Raw genomic sequence first — 17,745 nt, 5'->3', positions numbered from 1 at the left:
TTTCTCAAACACAGCCTTTTATAAAAATATCTTTTATTTAGTAATTAATCCTTATAAGAATCAATTATAACATACCTCTTTCTCTAAGAATTTTTTCAGACTCTTCCATTTCATGATAAAAAGCTTCACCATATTTTCTGATTAATGGCTCTTTAAGAAACTGATAAACAGAAACACCTTTTTCTTCACCTAAAATACATGCATCAGCACAAATTGGCCAAACATCATAATTTAAAGCCTCACCCTGCGTTAATTTTTTTGTTCTGATTGGATATAAATGGCAAGAAATTGGCTTTCTAAAATTCACTTCGCCCTGTTTCCAAGCCATTTCTATAGCACAATGTACTGTTCCTTTTGAATCAAAATAAGTATAAACACATTCTTGTCCATTAACTATTGGCGTTACTAATTCATCCTCAAAATCTATTACAGATGTTCCTTCTTCTTCAATAACCTTAATGGAGTCTTCCGACAACAAATGCTTTATTTTCGGATAGATTTCTTCCAATTCTTTGGCTTCATCCTCTGTTAATGGAGCTCCAGAATCACCCTCTACACAACAAATACCTTTGCATTTAGCTATGTTGCAAATAAATTTTTCTTGAAAAAGTTCAAGACTTATAATTTTATCATCAATTTGAATCATTCCGCAAATAAAATTCTTTCTGAAATAAACAAAGCAGCAATTCATATGAATTACTGCTTTATATTGTATATTATTCTATATTATTATTTTAAATCAATTAAGCACTCACCTGTCATATCTTCAGGTTGAGCAACTCCCATTAATTTTAAAATTGACGGTGCAACATCTGCTAAAACTCCATCTTTAACTTCACCTTCACGCTCAGTTACCCAAACAAAAGGAACTGGATTTAATGAGTGAGCTGTATTTGGAGAACCATCAGCATTTACTGCATTATCAGCATTTCCGTGGTCAGCAATAATAATTGCTTCGTATCCATTTGCTTTTGCTGCTTCAATAACACCTTCAACACACTCATCTACTGCTTTCACAGCTTTTTCAATTGCTTCGTAAACACCAGTATGTCCAACCATATCACCGTTTGCAAAGTTTAAAGCAATAAAGTCGTATTTTTTATTGTTTAATTCTGCAATCACTTTGTCTTTTACTTCATAAGCACTCATCTCTGGTTGTAAATCGTATGTAGCAACCTTAGGTGAATTTACAAGAATACGATCTTCTCCTTCAAAAACAGCTTCACGACCTCCTGAGAAGAAGAATGTTACGTGTGCATACTTTTCTGTTTCAGCAATTCTTAACTGTTTCAATCCTGCATTTGCAACAACTTCACCAATTGTATTTTGTACATTATCCTTATCGAATAAAATATGCATACCCTTAAAAGTAGCATCATAAGGAGTCATTGTGCAATAATGTAAAGGAATAGTTTTCATTCCTTCTTCTGGCATATCTTGTTGAGTTAATACAATTGTTAACTCTTTTGCTCTGTCATTACGGAAGTTGAAGAATACAATAACGTCTCCTTCTTCAATTTTTGCAACTGGATTTCCTTCTGCATCAACCTGAACAATAGGTTTAATAAACTCATCTGTTACATTTGCATCATATGAATTTTGAATAGCAGCTAAAATATCGGTTGTAGATTCTTCACCTACTCCAGCTACCATTGCATCATATGCAATTTTAACACGCTCCCATCGTTTATCTCTATCCATTGCATAATAACGACCAGTAACAGTAGCTACTTTACCAACAGATTTATCCATGTGAGCCAATAACTCAGTCATAAAACCTTTACCGCTCTTAGGGTCAGTATCACGTCCATCCATGAAAGCATGAACAAAAACATCGCTCAAACCATAGTCTTTAGCAACGCTTAATAAAGTATGAATATGCTCTTGAGAACTGTGAACTCCACCTTGTGACATTAAACCTAACAAGTGAACTTTCTTGTTATTTTCTTTTGCATAATTATATGCTTTCTCTAATTCAGGGTTTTTAGCAATTGAACCATCTGCACAAGCACGATTAATTTTTACTAAATCCTGGTATACAACTCTACCGGCACCAATATTTAAGTGACCTACTTCTGAGTTACCCATCTGTCCGTCAGGTAAACCTACATATTCTCCGGAAGCATTTAATTTTGAATTAGGATACTTAGCAATTAAGCTATCCCAATAAGGTGTTTCTACTGTTGAAATTACATCTGATTTTGATTTGTCTCCAAATCCCCATCCATCCAAAATAACAAGAATTGTTTTCTTATCCATGGCTATTATATTATTATATATTTATATTCTGTATCCGCTAAAGTAGTTTGAATCGAGGCGCAAAAATATCTAATTATAAGCTAAAAACAAAGCATTAAGCTGTTTACTTAATTTAAATTAACTTATCAACCTCCAAATAAATTATAACAATCTTTAAAAATAATTCTAAAGCTTTAATTCGTTACATAAACATTTTAAATTGCGTTTGGTTTTATAAGAAGAATAAATAAATACATGAGAGCATCATCCAACAACAAAAACATAAACAATATCACTGAAGAGCTTAAGCTTGTTCAAGAAAAATACATTGCCATATCGGAAACTACTTTTGAAGGAGTTTTTGTAATTGAAAATGGTTATTGCATTGAAGCAAATACCAAAGGTTGCCAAATGTTGGGCTACTCACACGATGAACTTATGGGATTTTATGCTCCCAATATTACAAAACCACAATACAGAGATTTTGCGATTCAACGACTTGAAAACACCACCGGGCAGCCTTATGAAGTTGAAGTTGTTAGAAAAGATGGTAGCTCATTCTTTGCTGAAGTCATTAGTAAAAGTCATTTCTACAATGAAAAACACGTTAAAATTCTTTCAATAAGAGATGTAACTGACTTTAAAAATACAGTTGAAAAACTAAAATCAAGTGAAGCTAAATACAAAACAATATTTGAGAATGCCGGAGATGGAATTTTAATTGGAAATAAAAAAGGTGAAATAATTGAAGCAAACCAAAGCTTTTTAAATATAACAGGCTTTAGTAAAGATGAAATTATTAATCAACATATATCTAAAATATTTACGCCCGAATCAATAAAAGGTAAACCGATGCGTTTTGATTTGGTTGATGTTGGTCAGTCTGTAATTCTGGAAAGAGATATTATTGGTAAAAATGGGGAAGTAATTCCAATAGAAATGAACTCAAAAAAACCAGATGAGCATCATTACCTTGCAATTATAAGAGATTTAAGGGATAGAAAAAAAGCGGAGAATGAATTAAGGGAAAGAAATAACGAACTCCAAATTGCTATAGAAAAAGCCAAAGAGAGCGATCGTTTAAAGTCATCATTTTTGGCAAATATGAGTCATGAAATCAGAACTCCAATGAATGGGATTATCGGATTTTCTGAACTTCTGAAAAATCAAAGCTTAACTCCACAACAAAAAGAAGAATACCTAAACCTGATATTATCAAGTGGTCAACAATTACTGGATATTATTAATGATGTTCTGGAAATATCAAAAATTGAAACAGGCCAAATTGAAATTACAAAATCGCACTTTAACCTTATTGAATTACTGAATACAATCAAGAGCTTTTTTGCTCCAATGGCACAACAAAGCAATAACCGCATTTTAATACATACACCAAATACTAATGTTCTGGAAATATTTAGCGACAGATCTAAAATTCAACAAATACTTACCAACCTCATAAATAACAGTCTTAAATTTACTTCAAACGGAACTGTTGAAATCATTATACAAACAAATCTGCACGAAGTAATTTTTGAAATAAAAGACAGTGGAATTGGTATTGATGCTCAATATTTACCTAAGATATTCGATCGGTTTACTCAGGCAAAACATAATAATTCTACGAACAAAGGAACAGGCCTGGGACTTTCAATATGTAAAAAACTGGTCTCAATTTTAAATGGTGAAATGTGGGTGGAATCAGAAGTAAATAAAGGATCCTCTTTCTATTTTTCTATTCCAAAGTAAAATTGGAATAGTTTAAAACAAAAAAAGATCAAAAGAATAAATCTTTTGATCTTTTTGAGTGGTACCACCTGGGATCGAACCAGGGACACATGGATTTTCAGTCCATTGCTCTACCTACTGAGCTATGGTACCCCTTAATGAGGCTGTATTTAAATACAATATTATGAATGTGGTACCACCTGGGATCGAACCAGGGACACATGGATTTTCAGTCCATTGCTCTACCTACTGAGCTATGGTACCATCATATTTTTTCAGTCTTTTGCTCTTCACTGTTTCTTTTAACAGTGACCCTTTTTCTGTAAGGCGGTGCAAATATACACAAAGATTTTTTACTGCAAAACTATTTGAAAAAAAAACTGTATTATTTTTTTTGCATCATTACTGAAATACGTTGTTCTTTAGTACTTTTGCACTCCAATAAATTTTTCATGGAATTTAATACATATACATTAAAAAACGGAATTCGAATTATTCACAAGTCTGAAAAATCAGAAGTTGGATATTGTGGTATTATAATTAATGCCGGTTCCAGAGACGAAGAGGAAGAGGAACATGGAATGGCTCATTTTATCGAGCACGTCATATTTAAAGGCACAAAAAAACGAAAAGCCTTTCATGTTTTGAGTAGATTAGAAGATGTGGGTGGTGAATTAAATGCCTATACAACTAAAGAAGAAACATGTATTTATGCATCTTTTTTAAAAGAAGACTATGAAAGATCAATGGAATTGATTGCGGATATCTCATTTCATTCCATTTTTCCGGAAAAAGAACTTGAAAAAGAAAAAGAAGTAATCATCGACGAGATAAATTCATATAAAGACTCTCCCGCTGAATTAATATTTGATGATTTTGAAGAACTTTTATATCCTAATCATCCTATCGGTAGAAACATCTTAGGGGAAGCAAAGAGATTAAAGAAGTTTACTAAAAACGATATTCTTAAATTTATTAATAAAAACTACCATACAGATCAGATTGTATTTTGCTCGGTAGGTAGTCAAAGCTTCAAGAAAGTTATAAAGCTTGCTGAAAAATATTTCGGAGATATACCAGAAAACAGAAGAGTTTGCAAACGAGAAGATATACCAGCTTCAAAACCATCTATTATAAAAACGGATAAAGATACCTATCAAAGTCATATTATCATTGGCAGTACAGCTTATGATTATAATCATCCGAAAAGACTTGGTTTACATCTTCTAAATAATTTATTAGGCGGACCAGGGATGAATAGCCGATTAAATATGTGCCTTCGCGAAAAAAGAGGTATTGCATATAATATTGAATCATCTTATACACCATTATACGGAACTGGTGTATTCTCAATCTATTGGGGTACAGACCGAAAAAATGTTGAAAAAAGTCTTAAAATAGTTTTTAATGAATTGAACAAGCTTCGCACTCAGGAACTAGGAAGTATGCAGCTTCACAAAGCTAAAAGACAATTAAAGGGTCAAATTGCGATATCGTCAGAAAATAGAGAAAACTTAATGTTAAACATCGGAAAGAGTCATCTTTTGTATAATAAAGTAGATTCTTTGACTGAAGTATACCATAAGATCGATCAGCTTACATCTTCTGATTTACTTGATATAGCAAACGAAACTTTTAATCCGGATAATTTATCGCAACTAATTTATTTGTAGTACACTGTTATGAATAACCCATCAATAGAATTAGAAAATTATATACTTGATCATATTGATCCTGAGGATTCAATATTATACGAGCTAAACAGAAAAACTCATTTACATGTATTAAGACCCAGGATGCTTTCTGGTCATTTGCAAGGCCAAATATTAAAAATGCTATGTCAGATGATTCAACCCAAAAGTATTTTGGAAATTGGAACATATACAGGCTACTCTAGTATTTGTATGGCACAAAGTACATCTGAAGAAACAACAATTGACACAATTGAAATTGATGATGAGATTATTCCGTTTACACAGTCATTCTTTGATAAAGCCGGAGTTAATAAAAAAATAAAAATTCACCTTGGAGATGCCCTTGATGTGATCCCTACCCTAAATAAAAAGTATGATTTAATTTTTATGGATGGTGATAAAAGGCAATATCCCAATTATTACAAACAAGTTTTTGACATTTTAAATCCTGGAGGATACATTTTAGCAGATAACATTTTATGGGATGGTAAAATTATCGAACCAGTACACCCGAATGATCTATACACTCAGGGAATTTTGGAGTTTAATCAAATGGTAAAAGAAGATCAGCGTGTTGAAAAAGTAATTTTTCCTTTTAGAGATGGAATCTTTGTTATCCGAAAGAAATAGATCAAACCTTTGAACTATCCATAAATCTGAGTGTTTTTAATACTCATAACGAAATAAAATAATACTATGAATAAAATAGGTATATTCTATGGCTCATCAGTTGGCAACACACGATTTGTTGCAGAAAAACTATATGACTTAATACCTGATTCTAAATTAATCGCAGTTGAAAAAGCGGATCAATCAGACATTGAAAATTGTGATTTTCTAATTTTGGGCACCTCTACGTGGGGTGTAGGTGGTTTACAAGATGATTTTGAAATATTTGTAAATACGCTAATAGAATCAGATCTTAATAATAAGAAAATTGCGCTCTTCGGATTAGGTGATCAGTATACATATCCGGATACATTTTGTAATGGAATGGGTAAACTATACGATCTTATTAAAGATAAAGGATGTAAGTTTGTAGGTAAATGGCCAACCGACTCTTATGACTTTTCAGAATCATTAGCAGTAGTAGAGGATAGTTTTGTTGGTTTGGCTTTAGATGAAGATAACGAACCTGACTTAACAGACTACAGGCTACAGGAGTGGGTTAAAACATTAAATATATAATTTAGATGCGAATTTTATCCATATCTTTTTTATCAAATAAGGTAGGATAATCTTCTAGAAAATGATCCATAACAGTTCTTAAAAGAGTTTCTCTCATAAATTTCGATTTATTTCTTATCTTATTTTTTTTACAATAAGATTCGATCGCCTCTTTTTCTTTATCATTCAGCATAAATGCCGTTCGATGATTTCTTTTAAGAGAATTTATACGAGAAACTCCATCCATTGGAAGGTTGCTTTTCTTTCCTGATTTCTTAGCCATTAAATATCCTGATGTAATAGAGCTCAAAAGTAGTAAAATTAGATTGAATAAAAGAAAGCATTCTTTGCAAAAGGTTAATTTATTTGACTTTATAAATCATTTATAAATTTTCAATAAAACAGAAAATCAAGCTATTAACAAGCTTTAACTTTAATTGAATAAATTTAGATGATATTTACCGTACATTTGTAATGTAGATTTTTTTTCATAGATTTAGATTTAACAAGACTGATTTTAAGGGTTAAGGATAGACAAAGGTCTATCCTTTTTTTATGCCCATACTTCTCTCCTATTTCCTTGTTCATATAATATTTTCTTGCTATATTTTGATAAAATAACCTAAAGCACATTATATGGAAAATGTATTCTTAAAATATATGCGAGAAAGGGTAGGAAAAACCGACAATCCTATAGCCGCGCAATCCGAAGGTCCAGTTATAACCATATCTCGCGAATATGGATGCCCAGGTAAAAGAATTGCGAAATATTTATCCGAAGTTCTTACTGAAAAATTAAAAAGACAAGACAGTAATAAAGAATGGAGATGGCTCAGTAAAGAAATTATTGATGAATCTGCACGCGAGTTAAAATTATCGCCTCAATTAATAAAAGATCTTTCTGAATATAAAAACAGAACCTTCTTTGATAATCTGGCATTATTTTTCTCAGACACCTACTATCCCGGAGATGTAAAGATCAATAATACGATTGCTAATTTTATATATACAGCGGCCAGTGAAGGAAATGTTGTTATTGTTGGTAGAGCTGCAGAGGCGATTACTAAAAATTTTAAAAAGTCGTTTCATGTAAAACTAATGGCCCCTTTGGAATGGAGAGCTGAAATCATTAGCAATACTTATGGTAAAACTATATCTGAAGCGAAAAAGGAAGCAATGGAAATGGACAGACGTAGAGCTCAATTCAGGCATTATTTTGAAAAAGATGTACCTGATGTAGAATTCTATGATGCTTGTTTTAACTGTAGAGAAATGACAGATGATGAAATTGTGGAACTTATAGTTATCATAGCTGAAACGAGAGGTTTTATTTAAACCACTATGTATATTACATTAATTAGAGGGGAACTAAGTTTAGTTCCCTTTCTTTATATAACTATTCATTAAATCAATCATTTGCCCATAGTAACTATTGCCAAATAAATTGTAATGATTCATGACATGATATAATAGATAAATATTTTCGCGATACTTGTAATCTTTTGTCAATGGATATTCATTATTATAAGCTTCATAAAATTCTTCATTAAAACCACCAAATAATTTAGTCATAGCCAAATCGGCTTCTCTATTTCCATAATAAACAGCTGGATCAATTAAAACAGCATTTCCTTCATTATTTATCATATAGTTACCTGCCCACAAATCTCCATGTAGTAAAGAAGCAGTATCTTCACTCCCATCCAATATATTACTTATTTCAGATTCTATCTTCAAAAAGAGATTTTTAAACTCTTTTGTTACATTTCCATTAGCTTCAGATAATCTATACTGAAAAAGTAATCTGTTCTGAAAGTAGAATTCTGTCCAGTTTGACGAATATGAATTATATTGAATTGATGTTCCAATAAAATTATCTTCCATAAATCCATACATATTTGAAGTAAATTGGTGCATCCTTGCTAAATCCTTCCCAAACTCCTTCATTGATCGAAAATTCTTAACACCTTGCGGTATTAATTCTAATAGCAAAAAATCTTTATCAACAAGAATAACGTTAGGGGTTTCTATGCAATCTGCCTTGGCGATTTCTTTCAAACCATTGGCTTCACATTCAAACATCCCATTATCATACCCTTGCTTAAGAAAATATAAATTGCCCTTGTCTGTTATTACCTTCCCTGATTGAGCAATACATCCTCCTCCAATAGATTGTGATGAAATAATTCTTTCACCTAAAAATTCAGATATTATTTTTAGAATTCTATTACTCATTCTCCAATTTATTGATCAATCCTTCACAGGCATCTTCCAATAAGTCTAAAACAAGCTCAAAACCCGAAGCTCCTCCATAATATGGATCAGGTACAGAGTCATGCACAAACCTTGTACAATAATCTGTCATTTTACTAATCTTAGATCTATCTTGATCCGTTTTTGCAAGATTATTCAAATCCCTTATATTTTGATCATCCATTCCAATAATATAATCAAACTCCTCAAAATCAATTTTAGGGTCCACCGGGCGGCTACTACTTGTTAAATGATAGTTTCGTCTTAATGCATGTTGCTTCATACGTGAATCAGCAGGTTCTCCAGCATGAAATCCAGTAATGCCAGCAGAATCTATATAATATTGACTCTGTAACCCTTTTTCTTTCACTAAAGCCTTCATTACAGCCTCTGCACTTGGAGAACGACAAATATTGCCTAGACAGACAAATAAAATACTCTTTTTATTCATTGCTATTTAAAACTTATTTTAAGGCAATATATAATTATTAATTTTAATGATTTACCATAAACCATTTCTTAATCCAAAATTATTTTATCTGGAAATACTTTCTTTATATTACTCTTTACATATTTTTAACCCTAATTCTTGCATATATCTAATTACGAACCGAGTCTTTTTCCCTTCTGAGATATTATCTATTAATAAAAATATTCATCCCTAATATTCTTATTTTAAATATCATGATAACTAATAGACTTTCTAAAACTATTGTTTTTTTTATTTTGCCAGAAGTAATATACTGTTGTTTCATAAAAAATTAATTTTTCTTTTATTCCATACAAACAGTTAACTTTTAAAATTCCTAAAAATCATTATTTAATAAGAATCAAGACGCTTTGTTTAACCTAATTTTATTGTGGTGAAAGAGAGAAATACAATAACAATAATATATACTTTTACACTAAAACTTTGTCAAAAATCACCCTTTACTCAATTAAACTAATAAAATCTAACTTGACCAATCAATTTAGTCAACCATTACTCAATAAATAAATCATCACATTCGCGTTTTACTCCTTTATTCTGATGAATTATTAACTCTTGACAATGTAATTCATTAGCGACCATTATTTTTTCCCCAAAAAACAAAAATAGACTCCACTTATTCTCAAAGTAAGTAGCTACAAAATCGGAAAAACATATTTTTTTTAATTATTACCACAAATACATCAGGTCTACTTGCGAAATATGATACATACATCAAGTAAAAGATGCATTTTGTCAAGTACAAAATTACTCCAACTACTTTTCTTTTATTTTTACACACCAGAATATAATACGATACTGTTAATATATTCTATGTTCAATATGATACTTGATGTATTTCAGGTATTTCCTATAAACAGCATCAATTTAGGTGGGACTGAAAGGGCGAAGCGTGGAATATATTTTAGTAAGTGTACAATAATAGATTTCATGAAATCATGATCAATAGCAATATCTATAATATAGTTTGCGTAAGCGACGAAGGTTATGTACAACATACAGCAGTAATGTTATGTTCCTTATTTGAAACTAATAAAGATAAAATTTTTCATATATACTTTTTAACAACTGGAATTACCAATGATTCTAAAGAAAAGCTAGAAGATCTTTGTAATTTATACAGTTCAGAATTTATAATAAAACAAATTAATACAGATAACATTATTGACTTACCTGTAGGACAATGGCATACTATTATGTATTTAAAACTCTACATGCCAAATGTATTGCCGGATGATGAAGACCGTTGTTTGTTTCTGGATGTTGATATGATTATTAATGCTGATATTGCTCCTCTTTACAATATTGATTTAAACGGCCATGTTTTGGCCGCAGCTGAAGATATACCAGACTGTATGGATTACAAACCTCGTCTAGGATTAATACCTGAAGATCTATATATTAACTCAGGAGTTCTGGTATGTGATTTGAAAGTATGGCGAGAAATGGAATATAAACAACCTATTTTCGACTTTACTCGTAATGTCGCTTCTAAAATTCAAAATGAGCAGGATGTAATTGCGATGTATTTTAAAAATAAAATAAAATGTTTGCCAATTCGTTGGAATATAACCACATTTTATTTTCGCAGAGTACCAATGATTTTTGATAAGTATCTTCCTCAACTAAAAGAGGCAAAACAAAATCCTGGCATAATACATTTTGCATGCCCCATAAAGCCTTGGTTTCGCGATTGTAATCACCCTCTAGGATATCAATATCTTCGTTACCTTAAACTTACAGCCTGGGGTAATATTAAAAAGTTTCCTTTTTTTGAACAACTTACACTTCGTCAGCGGTTCAACAAACAAATCAAGGACTTTCTCAATCGTATTGGTATTTTACAATATGAGGATTACTTGACGAAGTAAATTTAAGAAATAACATTTTGAAAAAATTAAGATTACCATATATAGATCAGCTAAAAGGCTTAGACATAATTTTAGTAGTATTTGGTCACGTTTCTAAATTTAGTGGAGATAACATTGGAGTTTGTAACAAATATATTTCTCTATTTAGAATGTCTTTATTCTTTTTACTTTCAGGATTGGTAGTTAGTCTTCAATATCAAAAAAACTGGACTGAAAAAACAAAATATCTTTTAAAAAAATTACAGGTTATTCTTATACCATTTTTTGCATGGGGTGTATTTAGAGAGTTAAGTACTGGTAATTCCTATTTAGATTTCTTGCTTGATTTTAACAAAGATGGATATTGGTTTTTGTGGATCCTATTCGAATTTTATATCTTCCAAGTGTTGTTCGATAGCCTTTCTGCATTAATAAACATCAAGAAAAAAATTATAGTAGATCTCATTTTCTTACTAATTGCATTTATTGCATTAAAAATTGGTTATCATTTCATCTCTGATACTGTTAATAATTTCCTAGGATACTTATACTGGATTAACAATCTTCCTTTTTTCATGGCAGGCGTAATTATAAAAAAGTATGATCTAACACAGAAGTTGTTTACATCAAATCTTTTATTTGTGTTTGCATTAGCTGTTATATTCGGATTTTCAATTTATGACATAGATTTCGCTAATAAAAATATGATCCTTGCATTTTTCATTGTTATAATTATTTTTAGCTTTTTCTATAAGCTATCAACTTCTCACAATTGGATCACAGATAAGCTTTCCTATATAGGACAAAGCACCCTAAGTATTTATGTAATGCATTATTTCTTAATAGATTACATACACATAGAGTCTATAATGAAAATATTAGTAGAAAGTAGAAATATTTTAGCAGAAGCTGCTTTACTAATAGTGATATCTTCCTCAATATGTCTAGTGTGTATTCTAGCAGAACAACTTTTAAAACAAAACAAATATCTTTCAAGGATATTTCTGGGTAAAGTAGATAATTAAAATACAAATAACCCATCATAATACAAACAGTTCATATGTATGTTTGTTGGTAGTTAACTATAAACTTAGAGACTCTCTTTCTTTTACAAACCACACAATAACAAGGCTTAAATAAATAAACAAGGAATATACTCAATCGTATTAATATATTCAATCTAGTTGATAATCATATCACTACACTTAAAAACTAACATTATGATAAAAAAAATTTCCATACATAGATCAGCTAAAAGGCTTGGACATAATTTTGGTCGTATATTGCCATGTTTCTATTTGGTGAGCACTAAATAATAGGTTAAGTAACCAATACATTACTTTCTGGTGCATTACCTAAACATAGAACCTCTGATGTAAATATTAGTGGTAAGTAAAATATAATAGCCGGAACAGTTGTACTTCTAATAACATCATTGCCAATTTGCTATATATGCATAGTTGTACGAAAGGTACACGATCAAAACAAATATCTTGCAAAAATATTCCTTGGCAAGATGAACAATTATTTCGATTAAAGCACCCGTTTGTATACAAAAAAAGCGCATAGTTTTATATGTTAGTTACAATCGCTATATTTTGTTATAGGTAAGATTTAAATAAAAGAAACCCAGAACTACAATTTTTTATTAGTATTATACATTTCATTAGTATTCTTTTCTATGCAAGAAAATAACAAACGCATTATGAAAAACACAGTTTATCTGTATGTTCGTATGCTAGTAACCATGGCCTTAAGTTTTATAACTACACGTGTAGTATTAGAGAAACTAGGTGCTTCAGATTACGGTGTTCAGAATGTAGTTGGAGGGTTCGTTTCTATGTTTGTAGTTCTTGATAGCATACTTGCTTCCGGAACAAATCGTTTTTTTGCACTCAGTCTTGGTAAAGGAGAAATAGAAAAGATAAAAAAGACTTTTTCTACATCATTCGTCATACATTTATCCATTAGTTTATTGGTTTTTATTGTATTAGAAACATTAGGTATATGGTTTCTAAACCACAAATTAAACATTGAACCAGACCGTATACATGCAGCTAATTGGGTATTCCAATTTGCAGTAATTACAACCGTTTTAGGAATTACTCAAACTCCCTATCGAGCAGCGGTAACTGCGCATGAACATTTTAATATGTATGCCTATATGAGCATCTATGATGCTGTTGCTAAACTTATTATATTATATCTATTAGTCACTATTCCAGGTGATAAATTAATTATTTATTCAGCATTATTGTTGGGAGTAAACACTAGTAGCCTAATCATATATCGTATTTATTGCATCAGAAAATTCGAAGAATGTGGATTGTCATTACGTGTAGATAAATTACTTCTAAGAGAAATGCTTCATTTTTCTGGTTGGACTACATTAGGACACTTAACTGTTGCGGTTAACGATCAGGGAATGAGTATACTTCTTAATTTATTTTTTAATACTGTAATGAATGCAGCAAGAGGACTCGCAAACACGGTATCATTCACTATTAAACAATTTATTGGAGGTTTTCTTATTGCTGCAAATCCTCAACTTGTAAAATACTATGGGGAAGGTGATAAAATTAATTTCGAGAAACTTATTTTCAATATTTCCCAATATACTATTTTTCTGATGTCCATTTTCTTGGTTCCAGTCTTGCTTGAAATTGATTATGTTCTTAAATTATGGCTTTCAGAAGTACCTCAATATACAGCTGAGTTCATTAAGATAAGTGCTATTTGCGATATCATAGTTTACTCTAACAGCATGGTTGATTCCGGTATAGTAGCTACCGGTCGGGTAAAAGAAATGAATATCTACGCGATACCATTCTATTTTATGACTTTACCATTAGTTTATATTGTATTAAAACTAGGGTGGTATCCTCCTGTAGTATACTTTGTCACTTCAATTCCAGCTCTTATTCATTTTTTAATTAATCTTAAAATTTTATCTCATTATACAGGTTTTCCTGCTCGGAAATATTTCGTAAAGATATTTCTAAAGAATACCTTTTTAATTATTTTAACATTTATTATTCCATTTCTTATTCACAGAATAATAGAAGAAAGCCTTATACGTTTTCTCGTAGTTTGCTCAAGCTCTGTTATTTCCACAATCACAATTATGTATTTTTTTGCACTTAATCCAGAGGTTAAGAAAATAGTAACAAACAAAGTATTTACTATACTTCATATCAAAAAATAAGCTGATATTATTGTTTTTACCTATTCTTTTAGATAACATTTTTATGATTCCCCGAATCTTATAAAATATATTATACATTATGAAAATTGCATTTGTATCGATTTCGGAAAATGAAAATAACAAGAAAACCTGGTCAGGTACAATATATAAATCATATATGAGTATCAAAACGGTTTTTCCTGATACTACATTCATTAGTGCTGCAAACCAAAATGATTTCTTAGGAAAAATTCTGGTTAAATTCTGGTTAAATTTACCTCGGTTTTTAAATAAACCGTTATGTATGGGAGACACTTTATATGCAAAGCGATTATATTCAAAAAAATTAAAAAAAATCAACTTTGATAAATATGACGCAATTTTTGTTTCTGGATATGCAGTTATTGTAGCTTCTTTACCTACAACAAAAACTCCGATAATTTATTTGTCTGATGCTCCATTTAGTGCCTTAATAAATTATTATCCGGAAAACACTAATCTTTTAAAATGGAACGAAATAACTGGAAATTGGATTAGCAAAAAGGCTTTTAAAAGGTCAAAAACGTGTATCCTATCTTCAGAATGGGCAAAAAAGGCTGTAATTTCAGATTACAAAATTGAAACTTCAAAATTAAAAGTAATTGAATTTGGTGCAAACATCGAAGACGAGTATTTACCGTCTCATCCGTTACTATTAAATGATAAGATTAAACAAAAAAATGAAATTAATCTATTATTAGTAGGCGTTTTATGGAGTAGAAAAGGAGGAGATGTAGCAGCAGAATGTTGCCTTGAGCTAAATAAAAAAGGATACAACACTACATTACATATTGTAGGTATGAAAATACCTGATAAATACTGCAATTACTCCAGTATCAAAGGATATGGTTTTTATGATAAAGATAACCCTGATGAATACAAAAAATACGTTGAATTGATCAGTAAAATGGATGTATTTTTATTTCCAAGCAAAGCTGAATGTTCGAGTATTGCTCTCTGTGAAGCTGCTGGTTTTGGATTACCTGCAATAAGCTATGAGACAGGAGGTACACCCAACTATATTGTGAATGGTATCAATGGTTATATGTTATCTCTGGATTCGACAGGAAATGATTTCTCAAATAAAATAATTGAAATAATTGAAAAAAATGAACTCGACACTCTTAGCAAAGGAGCCAAAGAGTTATACAACACAAAACTAAACTGGGATATTTGGTCTCAAAAAGTAAAGTTGCTATTGAAGGAGAGCGTTTAAGAATTCTTTATAATGGTTTTTATTAAAAATGAAAATAATATAAAACAAATGAAGGTTTCAATTATTGTTCCTATTTACAACGCTGAAAAAACTCTGGCGAGGAGTTTAGATAGTATCTTACATCAGACATATACAAACTTAGAGATATTGCTTATCAATGATGGAAGTACAGATGAAAGTGGACATATTTGTAAAAATTATTCGGACAGGGATAAACGAATCATTTATTTTGACAAAGATAATCAGGGAGTCAGTTCCGTAAGGGAATTTGGCGTTAGACAAGCCACTGGTGAATACCTAATACATTTTGACAGTGACGATTGGGCTGAACCACAAATGATAACCGAAATGGTAGCTCCGGCTACAAAAAATAAAGCGGATATAGTACTAACTGATTATTATGTAGATTATGAACAGGGGGAATCCTATCAATGTCAGAAACCTACAGGATTAGAACCTTTACAGGTACTACACGACTTATTAAATGGCCGATTACATGGGGCAACATGGAATAAATTAGTACGCACAAGTATTTATCAACAGTATGATATACATTTTCCAAAAAATATAAATTATTGCGAGGATGTACTTATGTGGGTAGAACTTTTGAAGCACAATGTTACAATAGCATATTTACCTCAAGCCTATTATCACTACGAATACAATTTTAATCTCAATTCAATTACACGTCAATATACCTTACAAACATTAGAACAACGTAAAAACTATATTGCAACACTTGAAAGAACATTGGATGCTGATGTATTTGGCAAAACCATTATAAAAAATAAGCTAAGAATTAAATTTGAGGTTTTTGAAAGAGGTCTTTTAAATAATAAAGAATTTAAGGCTCTTTATCCTGAAACAAATCGATATATATTTAATATGACTACATCAATAATAAACCGTATACTTTTATTTCTTGCATCAAAGGGGTTGACCAGATTTACTTTAAACCTTTATAACTTAAAAAACAAAGCATAATAACCTGGCAATAAATAATTGTAGTCAAACAAACTTTATCCGTTAATTACCAATAATTTCATAATAAATTTAGATCACTAATTATCTACCCTAAAAAAATAACGATGTTAACATTTCAAACAAATATTTGGGAAAAAGATTGGAGAATAATTTTAGCTCAAGACTATCTTGAACAAATCATCTCACGTTGTAAACAAGAATTTAAGTCTAAAGAAATAATTGTAAATAATGTAAAGAATAGAAAGTTAGTAGAAAAACATTTAGATAAAAAAGTAAATAAGGGCGTTATAGATAAGTACTACTTTGTAGAAGATTACATTGATGAAGTTCTCGATTATTTCTCTTTAACTAAGGATTCATTTCAAGGAGCTTATTATGTTTCTTCTTCTGAATTAGTTGGAATATATTTATGCCAAACAGATTACTTACTTTATTTCAAGGGAGATGCACATCTCTATAGGAATAGTAGTAATTGGATAAAGGAAGGCATTAAAGTTTTACAAGAGAGAAAAGATATTTTAGTTGCTAACGCAACATGGAATGGTGAGTATGAACATGCAGATTATGCATCTTTCGGAGAAGTTGATGAATTTTTTATTGGATATGGTTTTAGTGACCAATGTTTTTTAGTAAGAACTAAAGATCTAAAACAACAAATCTATAATGAAATGCATTCTTCCTCCAGAATATATCCGAGAGGGAATCCTTTTGAGGCAATGGTTAATAGCTATATGAGAAATCATGAATTAAAAAGGATAACTCACAAAAAAGATAGTTTCTTACACAAGAATTTCAATCTGTTTTTAATTCTTCAAAAACTTTCATTTGTTAGAAACATCTACGGACAACAGAGGTTGAAAAAGCATTGAAAACGTTTTACCCAAATGAGATTTAAACAAAGG

At 30.7% G+C, this 17,745-nt stretch carries 16 protein-coding genes and 2 tRNA genes; 11 read left to right on the top strand and 7 right to left on the bottom strand.

Going from position 1 to position 17,745, the window contains the following annotated elements; translation table 11 throughout:
- Positions 1 to 64: 64 nt before the first annotated feature.
- Positions 65 to 646: a DUF3109 family protein gene (locus OM075_RS09340; protein ID WP_301190233.1), complete on the bottom strand. Its 582-nt coding sequence runs from the start codon at positions 644 to 646 to the stop codon at positions 65 to 67.
- Between the two features lie 83 nt (positions 647 to 729).
- The gene (gene gpmI / locus OM075_RS09335; protein WP_301190232.1) at positions 730 to 2,259 is read right to left on the bottom strand and encodes a 2,3-bisphosphoglycerate-independent phosphoglycerate mutase; all 1,530 of its coding nucleotides are present in this window, start codon (positions 2,257 to 2,259) and stop codon (positions 730 to 732) included.
- Between the two features lie 234 nt (positions 2,260 to 2,493).
- On the opposite strand from gpmI, the gene OM075_RS09330 reads away from it, so the two are divergent.
- Complete coding sequence (locus OM075_RS09330) at positions 2,494 to 3,987, top strand: PAS domain-containing sensor histidine kinase (protein ID WP_301190231.1); 1,494 nt, start codon at positions 2,494 to 2,496, stop codon at positions 3,985 to 3,987.
- A 59-nt stretch (positions 3,988 to 4,046) separates the two neighbouring features.
- Here OM075_RS09330 and OM075_RS09325 read toward each other — a convergent pair.
- Positions 4,047 to 4,119 (bottom strand) — tRNA-Phe (locus OM075_RS09325).
- 38 nt (positions 4,120 to 4,157) lie between these two features.
- Positions 4,158 to 4,230, bottom strand: a tRNA-Phe gene (locus OM075_RS09320).
- A gap of 188 nt (positions 4,231 to 4,418) precedes the next feature.
- Here OM075_RS09320 and OM075_RS09315 point away from each other — a divergent pair.
- The 3 genes from OM075_RS09315 (at position 4,419) to OM075_RS09305 (ending at position 6,848) form a co-directional block, all read left to right on the top strand.
- Positions 4,419 to 5,639: a M16 family metallopeptidase gene (locus OM075_RS09315; protein ID WP_301190230.1), complete on the top strand. Its 1,221-nt coding sequence runs from the start codon at positions 4,419 to 4,421 to the stop codon at positions 5,637 to 5,639.
- A 9-nt stretch (positions 5,640 to 5,648) separates the two neighbouring features.
- Entirely contained in the window at positions 5,649 to 6,290 is a 642-nt protein-coding gene (locus OM075_RS09310; RefSeq protein WP_301190229.1) for an O-methyltransferase, read from the top strand.
- 66 nt (positions 6,291 to 6,356) lie between these two features.
- Positions 6,357 to 6,848, top strand: coding sequence for a flavodoxin (locus tag OM075_RS09305; RefSeq protein ID WP_301190228.1), 492 nt, complete (start codon positions 6,357 to 6,359; stop codon positions 6,846 to 6,848).
- Position 6,849: 1 nt separating this feature from the next.
- Here OM075_RS09305 and OM075_RS09300 read toward each other — a convergent pair whose 3' ends face one another.
- Positions 6,850 to 7,110: a hypothetical protein gene (locus OM075_RS09300; protein WP_301190227.1), complete on the bottom strand. Its 261-nt coding sequence runs from the start codon at positions 7,108 to 7,110 to the stop codon at positions 6,850 to 6,852.
- Positions 7,111 to 7,463: 353 nt separating this feature from the next.
- Here OM075_RS09300 and OM075_RS09295 point away from each other — a divergent pair, with 353 nt between their 5' ends.
- Entirely contained in the window at positions 7,464 to 8,162 is a 699-nt protein-coding gene (locus OM075_RS09295) for a cytidylate kinase-like family protein (RefSeq protein ID WP_301190226.1), read from the top strand.
- Between the two features lie 39 nt (positions 8,163 to 8,201).
- Here OM075_RS09295 and OM075_RS09290 read toward each other — a convergent pair whose 3' ends face one another.
- Positions 8,202 to 9,062: a fructosamine kinase family protein gene (locus tag OM075_RS09290; protein WP_301190225.1), complete on the bottom strand. Its 861-nt coding sequence runs from the start codon at positions 9,060 to 9,062 to the stop codon at positions 8,202 to 8,204.
- Positions 9,055 to 9,531, bottom strand: a complete 477-nt coding sequence (locus tag OM075_RS09285; RefSeq protein ID WP_301190224.1) for a low molecular weight protein-tyrosine-phosphatase — start codon at positions 9,529 to 9,531, stop codon at positions 9,055 to 9,057. The genes OM075_RS09290 and OM075_RS09285 overlap by 8 nt, the downstream gene beginning before the upstream one ends.
- A gap of 977 nt (positions 9,532 to 10,508) precedes the next feature.
- On the opposite strand from OM075_RS09285, the gene OM075_RS09280 reads away from it, so the two are divergent.
- The 6 genes from OM075_RS09280 to OM075_RS09255 all read left to right on the top strand — a co-directional run bounded on the left by OM075_RS09280 (position 10,509) and on the right by OM075_RS09255 (position 17,712).
- The gene (locus tag OM075_RS09280; protein ID WP_301190223.1) at positions 10,509 to 11,441 is read left to right on the top strand and encodes a glycosyltransferase family 8 protein; all 933 of its coding nucleotides are present in this window, start codon (positions 10,509 to 10,511) and stop codon (positions 11,439 to 11,441) included.
- Between the two features lie 17 nt (positions 11,442 to 11,458).
- Complete coding sequence (locus OM075_RS09275; RefSeq protein ID WP_301190222.1) at positions 11,459 to 12,445, top strand: acyltransferase family protein; 987 nt, start codon at positions 11,459 to 11,461, stop codon at positions 12,443 to 12,445.
- Positions 12,446 to 13,125: 680 nt separating this feature from the next.
- Positions 13,126 to 14,625, top strand: a complete 1,500-nt coding sequence (locus OM075_RS09270; RefSeq protein WP_301190221.1) for a lipopolysaccharide biosynthesis protein — start codon at positions 13,126 to 13,128, stop codon at positions 14,623 to 14,625.
- Positions 14,626 to 14,704: 79 nt separating this feature from the next.
- Positions 14,705 to 15,859 carry a glycosyltransferase family 4 protein gene (locus OM075_RS09265; protein ID WP_301190220.1) on the top strand — a complete coding sequence of 385 codons (1,155 nt, stop codon included), beginning with the start codon at positions 14,705 to 14,707 and terminating at the stop codon, positions 15,857 to 15,859.
- Positions 15,860 to 15,907: 48 nt separating this feature from the next.
- Positions 15,908 to 16,843, top strand: coding sequence for a glycosyltransferase family 2 protein (locus tag OM075_RS09260; protein WP_301190219.1), 936 nt, complete (start codon positions 15,908 to 15,910; stop codon positions 16,841 to 16,843).
- 104 nt (positions 16,844 to 16,947) lie between these two features.
- Positions 16,948 to 17,712 (top strand): hypothetical protein, encoded by a 765-nt coding sequence (locus OM075_RS09255; RefSeq protein WP_301190218.1) that lies wholly within the window; start codon positions 16,948 to 16,950, stop codon positions 17,710 to 17,712.
- Positions 17,713 to 17,745 lie beyond the last annotated feature (33 nt).

It is taken from the genome of Plebeiibacterium sediminum (assembly GCF_026013605.1).
Classification (GTDB): Bacteria; Bacteroidota; Bacteroidia; order Bacteroidales; family Marinilabiliaceae; genus Saccharicrinis; species Saccharicrinis sediminus.
This window is presented reverse-complemented; position numbering and strand designations above follow the sequence as displayed.